Origin of the sequence: Longimicrobium sp., assembly GCA_036377595.1 — a bacterium.
GTDB lineage: Bacteria > Gemmatimonadota > Gemmatimonadetes > Longimicrobiales > Longimicrobiaceae > Longimicrobium.
Genome location: DASUYB010000054.1, coordinates 1 through 14204 on the forward strand (window position 1 = coordinate 1; position 14204 = coordinate 14204).

At 70.9% G+C, this 14204-nt stretch carries 15 protein-coding genes; 6 read left to right on the forward strand and 9 right to left on the reverse strand.

What is annotated here, in order from left to right; genetic code table 11:
* Nucleotides 1-285 precede the first annotated feature (285 nt).
* The 5 genes from VF092_07540 to VF092_07560 all read right to left on the reverse strand — a co-directional run bounded on the left by VF092_07540 (nt 286) and on the right by VF092_07560 (nt 4529).
* Entirely contained in the window at nt 286-1107 is an 822-nt protein-coding gene (locus VF092_07540; GenBank protein ID HEX6747137.1) for an MBL fold metallo-hydrolase, read from the reverse strand.
* 151 nt (nt 1108-1258) lie between these two features.
* Nucleotides 1259-2497: a putative sugar nucleotidyl transferase gene (locus VF092_07545; GenBank protein HEX6747138.1), complete on the reverse strand. Its 1239-nt coding sequence runs from the start codon at nt 2495-2497 to the stop codon at nt 1259-1261.
* 117 nt (nt 2498-2614) lie between these two features.
* Nucleotides 2615-3712 (reverse strand): sugar phosphate nucleotidyltransferase, encoded by a 1098-nt coding sequence (locus tag VF092_07550; GenBank protein ID HEX6747139.1) that lies wholly within the window; start codon nt 3710-3712, stop codon nt 2615-2617.
* A 24-nt stretch (nt 3713-3736) separates the two neighbouring features.
* Nucleotides 3737-4156 (reverse strand): response regulator, encoded by a 420-nt coding sequence (locus VF092_07555; GenBank protein ID HEX6747140.1) that lies wholly within the window; start codon nt 4154-4156, stop codon nt 3737-3739.
* A gap of 19 nt (nt 4157-4175) precedes the next feature.
* Nucleotides 4176-4529: a roadblock/LC7 domain-containing protein gene (locus tag VF092_07560; GenBank protein HEX6747141.1), complete on the reverse strand. Its 354-nt coding sequence runs from the start codon at nt 4527-4529 to the stop codon at nt 4176-4178.
* Nucleotides 4530-4716: 187 nt separating this feature from the next.
* On the opposite strand from VF092_07560, the gene VF092_07565 reads away from it, so the two are divergent.
* The 6 genes from VF092_07565 (at nt 4717) to VF092_07590 (ending at nt 12025) form a co-directional block, all read left to right on the forward strand.
* Nucleotides 4717-5268: a hypothetical protein gene (locus VF092_07565; protein ID HEX6747142.1), complete on the forward strand. Its 552-nt coding sequence runs from the start codon at nt 4717-4719 to the stop codon at nt 5266-5268.
* Entirely contained in the window at nt 5268-6551 is a 1284-nt protein-coding gene (serS, locus tag VF092_07570; GenBank protein ID HEX6747143.1) for a serine--tRNA ligase, read from the forward strand. Before VF092_07565 ends, serS begins: the two co-directional genes overlap by 1 nt.
* A gap of 73 nt (nt 6552-6624) precedes the next feature.
* The gene (locus tag VF092_07575) at nt 6625-7989 is read left to right on the forward strand and encodes a HAMP domain-containing sensor histidine kinase (GenBank protein HEX6747144.1); all 1365 of its coding nucleotides are present in this window, start codon (nt 6625-6627) and stop codon (nt 7987-7989) included.
* A gap of 446 nt (nt 7990-8435) precedes the next feature.
* Nucleotides 8436-10754 (forward strand): UvrD-helicase domain-containing protein, encoded by a 2319-nt coding sequence (locus VF092_07580; protein HEX6747145.1) that lies wholly within the window; start codon nt 8436-8438, stop codon nt 10752-10754.
* A 90-nt stretch (nt 10755-10844) separates the two neighbouring features.
* Nucleotides 10845-11411: a DUF2314 domain-containing protein gene (locus tag VF092_07585; protein ID HEX6747146.1), complete on the forward strand. Its 567-nt coding sequence runs from the start codon at nt 10845-10847 to the stop codon at nt 11409-11411.
* Entirely contained in the window at nt 11408-12025 is a 618-nt protein-coding gene (locus VF092_07590) for an alpha/beta fold hydrolase (protein ID HEX6747147.1), read from the forward strand. Before VF092_07585 ends, VF092_07590 begins: the two co-directional genes overlap by 4 nt.
* A 534-nt stretch (nt 12026-12559) precedes the next feature.
* Here VF092_07590 and VF092_07595 read toward each other — a convergent pair.
* The 4 genes from VF092_07595 to VF092_07610 form a co-directional block, all read right to left on the reverse strand.
* Nucleotides 12560-12853 carry a hypothetical protein gene (locus VF092_07595; protein HEX6747148.1) on the reverse strand — a complete coding sequence of 98 codons (294 nt, stop codon included), beginning with the start codon at nt 12851-12853 and terminating at the stop codon, nt 12560-12562.
* A 75-nt stretch (nt 12854-12928) separates the two neighbouring features.
* Nucleotides 12929-13285, reverse strand: a complete 357-nt coding sequence (locus VF092_07600; protein ID HEX6747149.1) for a hypothetical protein — start codon at nt 13283-13285, stop codon at nt 12929-12931.
* A 10-nt stretch (nt 13286-13295) separates the two neighbouring features.
* Complete coding sequence (locus VF092_07605) at nt 13296-13646, reverse strand: type II toxin-antitoxin system RelE/ParE family toxin (GenBank protein ID HEX6747150.1); 351 nt, start codon at nt 13644-13646, stop codon at nt 13296-13298.
* Complete coding sequence (locus tag VF092_07610) at nt 13643-13900, reverse strand: hypothetical protein (protein HEX6747151.1); 258 nt, start codon at nt 13898-13900, stop codon at nt 13643-13645. Before VF092_07610 ends, VF092_07605 begins: the two co-directional genes overlap by 4 nt.
* Between the last annotated feature and the right edge of the window lie 304 nt (nt 13901-14204).

Below are 14204 nucleotides of genomic sequence, written 5' to 3' on the forward strand. Positions count from 1 at the left end.
AGCGTCACGAAGCGCATCCGCTCCGTCTCCGGGTCCGAATGATTCCACGGCATTTCTCCCCCTGGGGCTCGGGTACACTTCGTTCTGCCGTGTCAATCATCCTCCCGGTCTGATCTGTCAACAATCTACCCGGTCCGGACCGTCCCGGCCCTCCGGGCGCGCATCCCTCACGCAAGTGCTTCTCCCGACGCGCCAATGCCGCGGCGGCAGTCCGCGCAGCGGACTTCGTGCAGTTGTTGCCGTGAATTTATTCGCCCGGCCAGCTCGATCTCCGCCCGGGCGCGCTCAGAACAACGACATCTGCGCGGGGAGGCGGAGCGACTTCAGGCGGGTGACGTCGATCGTTTCCAGCGGGCGGTCCTGCGGGGCCACGGCGAGCGAGCCGGTGAAGCGGAGCCGCTCCAGCGCCTCGCCGACCACGTCGTGCGCGAGGGCGGGATCGTTCGCGGCCTCGCTGAGGTGGGCCAGGACGACGGCGCAGAGCTCGTCGTGGAAGAGTTCGCGCACCAGCTCGGCCGCGGCGCGGTTGGAGAGGTGGCCGTGGCTCCCGCCGATGCGCGACTTCACCGACCACGGATAGTGGCACTGGCGCAGCATCAGCTCGTCGTGGTTGCTCTCCAGGATCAGCACGTGGCAGGCGGTCAGCGCGTGCCGCACCGTGGCCGTCGCGCGCCCCAGGTCCGTGGCGATCCCCAGCTTCTCCCCCGTCTCGATCTCCGTCACCGTCACGGCGACGGGGTCGACGGCGTCGTGCACGGTCAGGAACGGCGTCACCATCAGCCCGCCGATCTCCACCGGCGCGGCGCTGGTGTAGGGGCGCACGTCTTCGCTGCCGTCGAGCAGCTCGCGGCAGACGTTGCGCGTGAGGTCGGTCAGGTGCAGGGGAACGCCCCAGCGGCGCGCCGCCACGCCCATCCCGCGCGTGTGGTCGCCGTGGTCGTGCGTGATGAGCAGCGCCGTCAGCGTCGACGGGTCCACGCCCGCCGCGTCCAGCCGGCGCTCCAGGTCGCGGCCGCTGAAGCCGGCATCCACCAGCAGCCGCACGCCATCCGCCTCCACGAGGATGGCGTTGCCGCGGCTGCCGCTGCCCAGGACCGTAACCCGCACGTGTGGTTCGCTTTCGGTTGAAACTGCTGGAAGAGAATAGTCCTAAGTCCTGGGTCCTAAGTCCTGAGTCCTAAGTCCTAAGCTAACAGCTAGCGGGCGAGAAGCCGATATCTCGATTGGTATCAGCCACTTAGGACTCAGGACTTGGGACTCAGGACTTTTCTTCCCCGCCGCGTGAGCGCTGCCACGCACGCTCCAGTTGCGCGCGGGCACCCGCGGTCAGCGTCACCTTTCGACGCGCCATCGCGCGCTCGGCGACCTCGAGGAACTTGTCCACCCGGTACGCCGTCAGGTCCTCTCCGGTTCCCCAGCTGAAGGGCGGCACGTACTTGGGCGGCATCGCGGCGCCGAACAGGTTGCTCCCCGCGCCGACCACCGTGCCCGTGTTCAGCAGCAGCCCGATCCCCGTCTTCACGTGGTCGCCCAGGAACGAGCCGACCTTGATCTCCCCCGTGTCGACCTCTCCCTCGGGCGTCCAGAGACGGATGGTGGAGTAGTTGTTCTTGAGGTCGCTGTTGGTGGTCTCCGCGCCCAGGTTCACCCAGGCGCCCAGGTAGGCATGGCCGATGTGCCCGTCGTGCGCCTTGTTCACGTACGCGACGGCCACGCTCTCCGCGAACTCGCCGCGGATGCGGCAGACGGGGCCGATGCTGGCCTGCTCCACGCTCCCGCCCAGGATGATCGATCCCCGGCCGAGGTAGACGGGGCCCGCCACGCGCGAGAACGCCCGCACGTGCGAGCGGTCGTCCAGCCACACCGGCCCGTCGGAGGTGTCGAAGACCACGCCCGGCTCGATCACCACGCCGTCCCCCACGATCAGGGGATGCGGGCCGAGGAGGTGGACGCCCGCCGGAAGCTGCGGCGTAGCGGCGCCGGGGAAGAGACCCGCGACGTCCTCGGCGATCTGCGCGGGGGTGAGCGACATCAGCTCCCACACGCGGCCGAGCGTCTTCCCCGCGAGGACGACGGCGCCCGTGCGGTCGACGATGGCGCCGGGGCGGCGGAAGAACTCCGCGTCCGGACCCGGCGTTCCCTCCGGCGCGAACCAGCCGACGACCTCGTCGCCCACCAGCAGCGCGCCGGCGCCGCCGCGGCGCTGCATCCACGCCTCGCCGCTCCCCCACGCGGGGACGGCGCGGGCGGAGATGAAGAGCCGGTCGCCCTCCGCCGGCGCGTCGCCGTAGCCCAGGACGAGCGGCGCGCCGGCCTCCTCGAAGCCGCGCAGGTGATCGGGGGCGAGATGGACGATGCATCGAGCGCCGAACACGCGCTCGGCGCGCTCGCGCAGCGTCATCGCCCCGAACACCAGCTCGCCGCCGGGTCGGGTGAGCGCGAACGGCTCCCAGAGCGCGGAGACCTCGTCGTCGAACAGGATCAGCGACAGCGGCATGCGGAGGGAAAGTGCGAGAGTGCGAAAGTGCGAGGGTGCGAAAGTGCGTTCGGCTCACGCCGAAGGTGCGGCCTCAGCGCGGAAGCGGACGCACTCTCGCACTTTCGCACTTCGAGATCAGAGATTCCGCAGCTGCTCGGGAAGCTCGGCCAGCAGCGCTTTCAGATCCGGCGAGCGGTCGCGGTGCGCCACGAAGGTGATCCCGTGCGTGCGCACGATCACCAGGTCCTCCACGCCGAACGCAACCACCGGGCCGTCCTCGGCATAGATCGTCGTCCCCGCCGCGTCCACCGCGTACGCCTCGCCCACCAGGCAGTTGCCGGGCGATTCGATCCCCCGCGTGCGCGCGACGGCGTCCCACGCGCCCACGTCGTCCCACGCGAAGGTGGCGCGCACGACGCCCACGCGGTCGGACCGCTCCAGCACCGCGTTGTCCACGGAGATGGTGGGCGCGCGCGCGAAGAACTCTTCCATCCCCCCCTCGCGCACGATGGGGACGAGCTCGGCCAGCTCGGGAGAGACGCGCTCGATCTCGTCCAGCAGGTCCGAGGCGCGCCACACGAACAGTCCCGTGTTCCACAGGTACTCGCCCGACGCGACGTAGCCCTCCGCCGTGGCGCGGTCGGGCTTCTCCACGAAGCGCGCGACCTCGTATCCCGGCTCGCCCCGCGGCGCGTCGGCCGGCGCGGGAAGCTCGGCGCCCAGGCGCACGTAGCCGTATCCCGTCTCCGGGCGCGTGGGCACGGCGCCGATGGTGAACAGGCGGCGGTGCCCGGCGGCCAGCTCGGCCGCGCGGGCGATCAGCGCGCGGAAGGCCTCGGGGGGGTGGATCACGTGGTCGCTGTGCAGCGACACCATCACCGCGTCGGGGTCGCGCCGCTCGATCTCGGCCGCCGCCCAGGCCAGCACCGGCGCCGTCCCCCGCGCGGCGGGTTCCAGCAGCAGGTTCCCCGGCCCCAGCTCGGGGAGGGTGGCCAGGATGGGGTCGGCCAGGTGCGCGCCGGTGAGGATCCGCAGCCGCTCCTGCGGGACCAGGGGGACGATGCGGTCCACCGTGTCGCGGATCAGCGGGCGCTCCGACGCCAGCGGCAGCAGCTGCTTGGGGCGCGCCGGCGTGCTGACGGGCCAGAAGCGCGAGCCCACCCCGCCCGCCAGGATCACCGTCCAGAGGTGGGGAACCGGCGGCGGGGTGGCGGGTGTACTCGTGGTCTGCAACGGAATCGGCCTGCGGGAGGGAAGCTACTCGTCGCCCGGCGCCGCCGGCGCGCCGAACAGCTCGTCGACGCGCGCCAGCAGCTTCTTGGGGCTGAACGGCTTGGTGAAGAAGTCGGTGGCGCCCAGCTCCAGCGCCTGCCGGCGGTCGGCGTCCTGCCCCTTGGCGGTCAGGATGATGACGGGGGTCTCGCGCCGGTGCGGCATGGCGCGCGCCTGCTCCAGCACCTCGAGGCCGGTGGCGCGCGGCATCATGATGTCGAGCAGCACCACGTCGATGGGCTCGTCGCCGCGCAGGTGCTCCAGCGCCTCCTCGCCGTCGGACACCAGCACCACCTGGTAGGGGCCCTGCTCCAGCTTCAGGCGGATGATGTGGCCGATGTGCGGCTCGTCGTCGGCCACCAGCACGCGGCGGACCTGCGGCTCGGAGGCGGAGGCGTCGGTCATCGGACAGGTCGCGGGGAGATCAGACCAGCGCCGCGAGCGACTGGCGGCCCTCGCCCAGCTCGCGGAGCAGCGGCGCGAAGCCCACGCCGCCGCGCAGCAGCACCGCCAGCAGCACCTCGTCGGAGAGCGCCTGCACCACGGCCACGCCCTCGTCCAGCCGCACGACCACGGTGGAGGCGGGGCCCAGCCCCGAGGCCTGGCCCAGCGACTCGGCCGACATGGCGATGCCGGGAACCATGGCGGAGACGGTGTCGGCGTCGAGCGGCCGGTGCCCCGCGTGCTGGATGAGCAGCCCGTCGCGGCCCAGCACCAGCACGTGCTCCACGCCGTCGTGGCTGCGAATGCGGTCCAGCGCCTGGTCGAGCTCGGACATTCGGGGTCTCCGGCGTGCGGGTCGGGGCGGGTGCAAAGCCGCAGCAACGTACCCGCCGCGCGGGCGGCGTGTCAACCCTGAAAAGCCTGTCGCCGCTTGACGCAACCGCGTTGGGGCGGATAAGGTTAACCCCGCGTCCGGCGTGCCGGGCGCTTCCCTTTTGGACACCGGCGAAAGAGACTTTCCCTTGCGTGCAGTCCATACCGCGCTGGCCACGGCCGCCGCGCTCCTGGCGGCTTCGGCGCTCACGGCGTGCGGCGATCCCTTCGGCGGCCAGGAGCCGCTCCTGCGCACCGATTCCATCACCCTGGCGTCGGTGACCGGGCCCAGCCCGCTGGCCACGGCCATCGACATCGCCACCAACAACGCGCCGGCGCAGCCCGAGCGGCCCAACGAGGCGGGCGACTGGGACTTCCAGGTGCGCACCAGCGGCTCGTCGTTCATCCTGCACCCCAACCCGGGCGTGTCGCCGTACCGCGCCGCCGGGCTGCAGCGCACCACGCGCAGCTTCGACGACCCCGGCACCGCGCCGCGCGACAACGACGGCTACACGCGCACCGACGTGACCGTGCAGCCGGGCGAGGTCTACTTCGCGCAGAGCCGCCAGCGCAACGGCACCTGCGGCACGGCGGCCAAGTTCGGCATCCTCAAGGTGCTGTCGGTGAGCGTCGACTCGGGGCTGGTGCACCTGGTGGTCACCAGCAACCAGAACTGCGACGACGAGCGGCTGGAAAACTGATGCTGGAGCTGCGCCAGGTCCGCCAGGACCCCGACGCCGTCCGCGCCGCGCTGGCCCGCCGCGGAAAGCCCGACGAGACCGACGCCGCCGTCGCCCGCGTCGTCGACCTCGACGCGGAGCGCCGCGCGCTGATCGCCGAGGGCGACGAGCTGAAGGCGCGCCGCAACGCCGTCTCGGCGCAGGTGGCCGAGCGCAAGCGCGCGAAGGAGGACGCGGCCGACCTGATCGCCGAAACGCGGGGGATCGGCGAGCGGATCAGGGAGATCGATACGCGGCTGCGCGAGGTGGAGGGGGAGATCGAGTGCATCCTCCTGCGCGTCCCCAACCTTCTCCACCCCTCCGTCCCCGAAGGTGGGGAGGAGGCGAACGTCGTCGTCCGCGCCTGGGGCGAGCCGCGGGCGCTGGGGTTCGAGGCCAGGCCGCACTGGGAGATCGCGTCGGCGCTGGGGATGCTCGACCTTCCCGGCGGGGCGAAGGTGGCGGGGAGCGGCTTCCCCGCGTACCGGGGGATGGGGGCTCGGCTGCAGCGCGCGCTGATCAACTTCTTCCTGGACCTGCACACGCGCGAGCACGGCTACACCGAGGTGGAGCCGCCCTTCCTGGTGACGCGCGAGTCGATGCAGGGGACCGGGCAGTACCCCAAGTTCGTGGAGGACGGCGACGCCTACGAGCTGCCGGAGGACGGGCTCTACCTCGTCCCCACCAGCGAGGTGCCGCTGGTCAACCTCCATCGCGACGAGATGCTGGAGGCGGAGCGGCTGCCGGTGGCGCTCACCGCGTACTCGCCCTGCTTCCGGCGCGAGGCCGGCGCGGCGGGGAAGGACACGCGCGGGCTGCTGCGGCTGCACCAGTTCGACAAGGTGGAGTTGGTGCGCTTCGAGCGCCCCGACGCGAGTTGGGACGCGCTGGAGGCCATCACCGGCCAGGCGGAGAAGGTGCTGCGTCTCCTCGGCCTTCCCTACCGCGTCCTTCTCCTCGCTGCTGGGGACACGGGGTTCAGCGCGGCCAAGACGTACGACCTGGAGGCGTGGGCGCCGGGGGTGGGGAAGTGGCTGGAGGTGAGCAGCGCGTCGAACTGCACCGACTTCCAGGCGCGCCGCGCGAACATCCGCTTCCGCCCCGAGCCGGGCGCGAAGCCGGAGTTCGTGCACACGCTGAACGCCTCGGGGCTGGCGCTGCCGCGCACGGTGGTGGCCATTTTGGAGAACTACCAGAACGCAGACGGCTCGGTGACGGTGCCCGAGGTGCTGCGCCCGTACCTGGGCGCGGACCGGATCGCCTGACCCGCGCGCCCGCCCGGCGGACGCGCGCCCCCGACCACGCGGACGCGCGCGTCCGCCACCCCCGCAGCCTGCCGTGCCGGCCTTCCGCCTGAACCGACGGCACCTGCCCACCGCGCTGGGGCTGCTGGCCGCGGCCACGCTGGCGTGGTATCTCCTCTACAGCCAGTTCCTGGTCCGCGAGATGCGCCACGAGAGCGAGGTGCACTCGCGGATCGTGGTGCGCATCCTCACCGGGCTGAACGACCCCAGCCAGGACGCGCCCATGCGCACCCTGCTGGAGCTCAGCACCGAGGTGCAGGACCTGGACTTCCCCATCGTCTACACCGACCAGGACGGGATCCCGGCGTTCGCCACCAACCTGCCGTTCGAGGCCGACCTGGCCGACTCGGCGGGGGTGGTGCGGGTGCTGGAGTACGCGCAGGAGCTCAGGCGCCTCAATCCGCCGATCGTGGAGCCGGGGCTGGGGACCATCTACTTCGGCGACACGCCGACCATCCGCCGCCTGCGCTGGATTCCCTGGCTGCAGGTGAGCGCCATGGCGTGCCTGCTGTTCGCCGCGGCGTGGATGATCCGCCACAACGCGCGCACGGAGCGCGAGCGCATCTGGGCGGCGATGGCGCGCGAGAGCGCCCACCAGATGGCCACGCCGCTCTCCTCGCTGGCCGGGTGGGTGGAGATCCTGCGGCTCCCCGAGGAGGAGCGCGAGGACATGGCCAGCCTTCCCGCGGTGGCGGCGGAGATGGAGGCCGACCTGGACCGGCTGGAGAAGGTGGCGCGTCGCTTCGAGTGGATCGGCCGCCCGGTGCAGAAGGAGCCGGTGGAGGTGCGGCCGCTGCTGCGCGTGCTGGAGCGTTACGTGCGCGTGCGCCTGCCGCAGCTGCGCCGCAGCGTGGAGATGCGCGTGGAGGTGCCCGAGGGCGTGCCGCCGATCGACGGGAACGCGATCCTGCTGGAGTGGGCGCTGGAGAACCTGATCAAGAACGCGCTCGACGCGCTGGCGGGCTCGGGCGGGCAGATCACCATCGAGGCTCAGGCGCCGTCGGAGCGCACGGTGGAGGTGCGGGTGAGCGACAACGGGCCGGGGGTGGCGCCCGCGGTGCGCAACACCATCTTCGAGCCGGGCGTCAGCACCAAGCAGGGGGGATGGGGCGTGGGCCTCTCGCTGGCGCGGCGGATCGTGGAGGACGTGCACGGGGGGCGGCTGTACCTGGCCCCCACGGAGCGCGGCGCCACCTTCGTGATGGTCCTCCCCGCCGCCGAGCGCGCGGCCACGGACGCGGACAAGGGGCCGGGACTGGGGATCCGCGCGCGCATCGGGCTGCCGTGGGGCGCCAAGCCCGACGCGGGGGCGGACGCCACGGCGGGGGATGGAGCGGCTCCCCGGGATGCCGCGGGCCGCACGGGGACGTCGCACGACCGGGACGCGCCGGGGGACTGAGCCGCGTGCGGATCGGCGCGGGTGGCGGGCGCCGGCGCGGTGATCCCCCCCACCCCCGGCCCCTCCCCCACGAGGGGGGAGGGATGGGGGAGGGGAGACCTCAGCGCGGGAGCCTGTTGCGGCGCTGAGTGCTCCCCCGCTCCCGCGCAGCGGGGGAGGGGGTCGGGGGGAGGGGGCCGCCCGCGGCCGCGCGAATATCCGCAAATCCGCGCCTGCGTGAGGGATGCGCGCCCGGAGGGCCGGGACACCGCCGCGCGTGCACCGTCGCCGCGGGGTTGCGGGAAGAATGGGCGCGGCGGGGGCCCGGCGCCGTTGGGCACAGTAGTATCGTGCCCTACGGCGCGCGCAGCCCGTTTGGGCGTCTCAGCGCCCAACACGCCCAAACCACGCAGTTGCTGTTCCTTACGATCGAGAAGTCAACCCGGATCTGAATAGAAGACGGACCGATGGCGGTCGACCTTTCGCACCTGAACCCCGAGCAGCGCGACGCGGCCACCCACTTCGAGGGGCCGCTGCTGGTGCTGGCCGGCGCCGGCTCCGGCAAGACGCGCGTGCTGACCCACCGCATCGCCTGGCTGATCGACGAGATGGGCGTCGATCCGGCCTCGATCCTGGCGCTGACCTTCACCAACAAGGCGGCGGGGGAGATGCGCGACCGCGTGCGCAAGCTCCTGGGGAAGGAGCCGCAGGGGATGTGGATCGGGACCTTCCACGCCATCGGCGCGCGCATCCTCCGCCGCGACGCGCCGCGGCTGGGGTGGACGCCCGGCTTCATGGTGTACGACGCGGAAGACACCGAGGCGCTCACCAAGCGCATCGTGCGCGACCAGCTGAAGCTGGACCTCAAGCGCTGGCCCCCGCGCGCCATCCACTCGGCCATCAGCGCGGCCAAGAACGAGCTCACCGGCCCCGAGGCGTACGCCCAGGCCGCGCGCGACGCGTACGAGCTGGTCGTCGCCGACGCGTATCCGCTCTACCAGAAGGCGCTCCGGGACGCGAACGCCTTCGACTTCGACGACCTGCTGGTGAAGCCGGTCGAGCTGTTCCGCACCAACGAGCGGGTGCTGCAGCGCTACCGCGAGCGCTTCACCTTCATCCTGGTCGACGAGTACCAGGACACCAACCGGGCGCAGTACGTCTTCCTCCGACTCCTCGCGGAAGAGCACCAGAACCTGTTCGTGGTGGGCGACGACGACCAGTCGATCTACGGCTGGCGGGGCGCCGACATCCGCAACATCCTCGACTTCGAGAAGGACTTCCCCGGCGCGCGCACCGTGCGCCTGGAGCAGAACTACCGCTCCACGCAGGTGATCCTCGATGCGGCGAACCGCGTGATCTCCGAGAACAGGAAGCGCAAGGGGAAGACGCTGCGCACCGACAACGCCGGCGGCGAGCAGGTGACGCTGGTGGAGTGCGCGGACGAGAAGGACGAGGCGGAATGGGTGGCTGCCGAGATCAACGCGCGGATGGGCGACGACCGCGGCCTGAAGCTGAAGCATTTCGTCGTCCTCTACCGTACGAACAGCCAGTCGCGCGCGATCGAGGAGGCGCTGCGGCGCGAGGGGATGGCGTACCGGGTGATCGGCGGGATCCGCTTCTACGAGCGGCGCGAGGTGAAGGACGCGCTCGCGTATCTCCGACTGGTCGCCAACCCGGCCGCGGACGAGGCGTTCCTGCGCATCGTGAACGTGCCCCGCCGCGGCATCGGCGATGCGTCGATCGCGCGGCTGGGCGAGTACGCGACGGCGCGGGGGCTCTCGCTCCTGGCCGCGGCGGAGCGGGCGGGGCAGATCGACGAGATCCGCGGCCCCGCGGCGCGCGCGCTCCCCGAGCTGGCGTCGCTGATCGCCAAGCATGCCGCGGTCGCCGACCGGCTGCCGCTGGACGAGGTGCTGCGCGGGATCGTCACCGAGAGCGGGCTGATCGAGTCGCTGAAGGAGGAAGGGCAGGAAGGCGAGGACCGCATCGCCAACGTCGAGTCGCTGATCGCGGGCGCGGCCGACCTGCAGGAGCGGCTGCTGGAGCAGGACGAGGAGCTGCTCGAGGAGCTGGCGAGCGAGGGAGCCACCGGTCCGCGCGCGCTCGACCGCTTCCTGGAGCACGTGGCGCTGATCGCCGACATCGACCAGCACGACCCCGGCGCCGACGCGGTGTCGATGATGACGCTGCACAACGCCAAGGGGCTGGAGTTCCCGGTCGTCTTCATCACCGGGCTCGAGGACGGGCTCTTCCCGCTCGTCCGCGCGATGGACGAGCCGGAGCAGCTGGAAGAGGAGCGGCGGCTGTTCTACGTCGGCATCACCCGCGCGGAGCGGAAGCTCTACCTCGCCTATGCCAAGCGGCGACGGCGGGGGCGCGAGTGGATGGACACGGTGCCCAGCTCGTTCCTCGAGTCGCTGCCGAAGAACCTGGTGGACGTGCGCCACAGCGAGCGCACGCTGGAGTACACCAGCGGCTACGCGCAGCCGTGGAAGAGCTTCGCCAGCCGCTTCGGCACCCGGCGCGAGCGGATGGGCTTCGCGCCGCCGCCGCGGCGCGCGGCGCCCGAGGACCCGTCGTACCAGGTGGACTACAGCGACAGCCAGGAGGCGGTGTCGCTGGTGAAGGGCGCGCGCGTGCGCCATCCGCGCTTCGGCGCCGGCACCGTGCGCGAGCTGAGCGGCTTCGGCGCCGACGTGAAGGCCGCGATCGACTTCGACGCCGAGGACGTGGGCCGGAAGATCGTGGTGCTGAAGTACGCCAACCTCGAGCGGGAGTACGATTGATCCGGTCGCGCCCCGTGCTGCCGGGGATCGTGGCAGGGGGCGGGCGGATGCTCATCGATGGGACCTTCGAATCATGAGGAGAATCGCGTGATGATGACGAACCCATGCCGCTGCCTTCCAATCCTGGCGCTCTCGGCCGCGCTTGTCGCCTGCGGTGGGACGGAGGGCACCGCGCAGCCGGAGAAGCGGGCGACGGCGGCGGCCAGCGGCCCCATCGTCGACGTGACCCAGGACGACGCGGAGATGAACGCCGCCATCGCGCGCGCCCGCGCCACCTCGGGCGAGCTGCTCGCGCGCCTCCGCCAGCCGCCGTCGGGGATGAGCTACCTGGGCGTGAAGGTGCAGGTGGGCGACGATCGCCGTGGCGAGCACATCTGGCTCTACGGCGTGCGGCTCGAGGGCGAGCGGATCGCGGGACGGCTGCTGGACGACGCGGAGTACTTCCCGCAGTACCACCAGGGCGACGAGATCCGCGTACTTCCCTCGGAGATCTCCGACTGGATGACGGTGGAGGATGGCCACGCCTGCGGCGGGTTCACCGCGCGCGTGCTGATCCCGCGGCTGTCGCCCGCCGAGCGGAAGGAATACCTGCGCTCGATGGAGATCCCGCGCCTCCCTCCCGGCGACCAGGTGTGCGACGGAGGGGCGGGGAGATGAGGCGAGCCGGACCGGTTGCCGACGCCCGCGAGCTGGTGGTGCTCGCGCACGGGCTCGGCCGCACGCCCGCGTCGATGTGGTGGCTCGCGCGGTCGCTGCGGGCGCGCGGCTACCGCGTGCTGAACTGGGGATATCCCAGCCACACCCAGCCCGTCGCGGAGCTCGGCGCGCGCATGGCCCGCGACGTGGAAGCCGCGCTGGGCGATGCGCCCGCGGTGCACTTCGTCGGGCACAGCCTGGGCAACGTGCTGATCCGCTGGGTGCTCGCCCACCAGCCGCCGGAGCGCGTCGGCCGCGTGGTGATGCTGGCGCCGCCCAACCGCGGGGCGCGCAGGGCCGACCTTGCCGCGCGATACGTCGGCTGGCTGCTTCCCCCGCTCGCGGACCTGCGCACCGCCGCGGATGCCACCGTCCGCGCGCTCGCCGCGCCCGCGGGCGTGGAGGTCGGCATCATCGCCGGCGCGCGCGACCGCACCGTCCGCGTCGCCGAGACGCACCTGGACGGCGCCGCGGGCCACGTGCTCGTCCCCGGCGGCCACACCTTCATCATGCTCCGCCGCGACGTCCGGCGCCTGGTCCACGGCTTCCTCGCCACCGGCACCTTCGCGACGTGAGCCGTCGCCAGAAAACACATCTGCGACGAGAGCCGGCCGCGTGAGCGATCACGCGGCCGGTTTGTTTCTTCGATTCGTTCGGCACAGAGCGTCCCACTACCGATTGCGAGCTTCCCACTCCGTCAGTGCCACGATGCACGTGTCGAGCACGTCGGCGACATTCGCGTATGCGCCTGAGTCCACGCGCTCCCAGACAGCCTGCTCAAACACAGCTGTCACCTTTAGCGTCCTGCGTTTGCGCCTTGCGAATGCTTCTTGAAAGATTGCGCCGCTGGTGGATTACGCGTGAAATCTCGATGTGTTGTGGGTGGGTACGATAGAATACGATGTGCTTTCCTACCGGATGGCTTCGCAGTCCACGACCAAGATCGCCTCTCGGCCTCCCAAGGCGAGGCATCGAGGCGATCAGGTCGAAACTGGAGAGCAGTTGCTCCAGCAGGGCGTCGGAAGCGGAAGGATCTCCCGTTTCGTTGAATACGTAGGTTGTTGCTTCGAGAATCTCCCGCTGAGCAGCTGGCGCGATGACGTAGGTTGTCAGCGGCCGGTCCTCCGTCGAACCTCGGCTCGCATCATCGCGATAGCCTGTTCGCGCGGAATCCCTTCTCCCCGATCAAGCTCGTCCAAGCCGAGCTGAATCTCCCGCTTGAGCCACTCGTGGTTCTCCTCGAGGTCGGCCTCGAGTAGCGACAGTCCCTCCAGGCACGCCTTGAGCACATCCTCGACGCTCTCGTACTTGCCCGACTCCACGCGCTCGCGGACGGCGCGCTCGAACTCGGGGGGGATGTTCAGGCTCATGGCGGACCTCTGCTCGACCGCGTGCACGCTCATCCGGCAGACCTCCAAAGCTATGGTGGATGCAAGGCTGTATCCAGCATTGGCGTTCTCGTTCCGCAGCGGACATCTCTAGCGGCTCCGTCGCGCCCGGGCTCTCATTCGCTCGACGACTTCGTCACCGGGAATGAGCGGCTCGTTTTCGGCGCTTTCGATGCTGAGCTGGATCTCGCGCCTGAGCCACTCTCCTTCGTCCAGGAGATCCGCCTCCTGCTGCCCGAGGCTCGCGAGGTGAGCCTTCGGCTGGTTGGTGCTTTCATCCTGCTCAGGCCGAATGCGCTCCGCTACCGCATGGTCCCGCTGCTTCAGGCGCGCGCGGACCCGGTCGGACGCCACTCGTCCGTCCATCACCTGTCCGCGGTTGATCTGGTCTAGCCCGATCTGAATTTCGCGTCTCAACGCATCGAGCTGATCCGCTTCGTCAGACATAATCTGCCTTTCACCTTGTCCTGCGATTGCGCCGGCTCTTCCCTCTGCGGCCGCGCGCGCGCCTGCGGCGCTTGAACGCGCGCTCCTGGTCCTCGCTCTGGTGCAGCAGGCGCACGACTTCGATGCCGTAGCGCGTGGGACGGTAGAAGAGCACGTACGGGTGCACAGGAAAGCTGCGCACGCGCGTGCCCATCTCCGGGCGTGCGCGGCCGCTTCGCGGGAAATCGGCGAGACGCCCGCACGCCGCGATCACGCGCTCGACGAGCGCGGACGCGGCGCCGGGCGCGTCCGCTTTCTTCATCTTCGCGACCTCCGCCTTCAGCTTCGCTCTCGCGGTGAAGGTCCAGCGGTGCTCGCTCAGCTGTCGTCTCCGCGCGCCAGTTCACGCATCTCGCGGGCGACCTCCTCGCCCCGGACGAGCTCTCCCCGCTCGGACTCGCCGATACCCGCCTGGATGGCGCGGCGGATGAGCTGGAGCTTTCCCGCCGCGTCCGTTTCCGCCCACGCGAGGACGTGGATCGCCGCGCGGAGCACTTCGTCGGTGGTATGGTAGAGCCCCGTGCCCACGCGCTGCAGGACCGCGGCTTCCACGTCGGGGGGAACTTCCAGGGACATAATCTGCTCCTCCATTCGGCCGGAATCAATCCACCGCGTGATAGCGGCCACCGGTGTACAGTTTAAGAGTCGTAGAGGTCAGGTGTGCCCACGGTGGCGCAATCGACACGGTGTTGGCGTCCACTTGCCCGGCGTTCACGTCGTCAACTTGGTGGCGCGGAGAATAGCGGAAAAACCGGGATCTGGCCAGTCTCCCGACAGAATTGCATCTCGCCCAAATCATACACCCCGTGTGCCTTGCAACGAGGCGACTTGGCAGAATCGAGGGACGCCTGTGGCCGAATAGGAGCTGTGTGGAGATGAG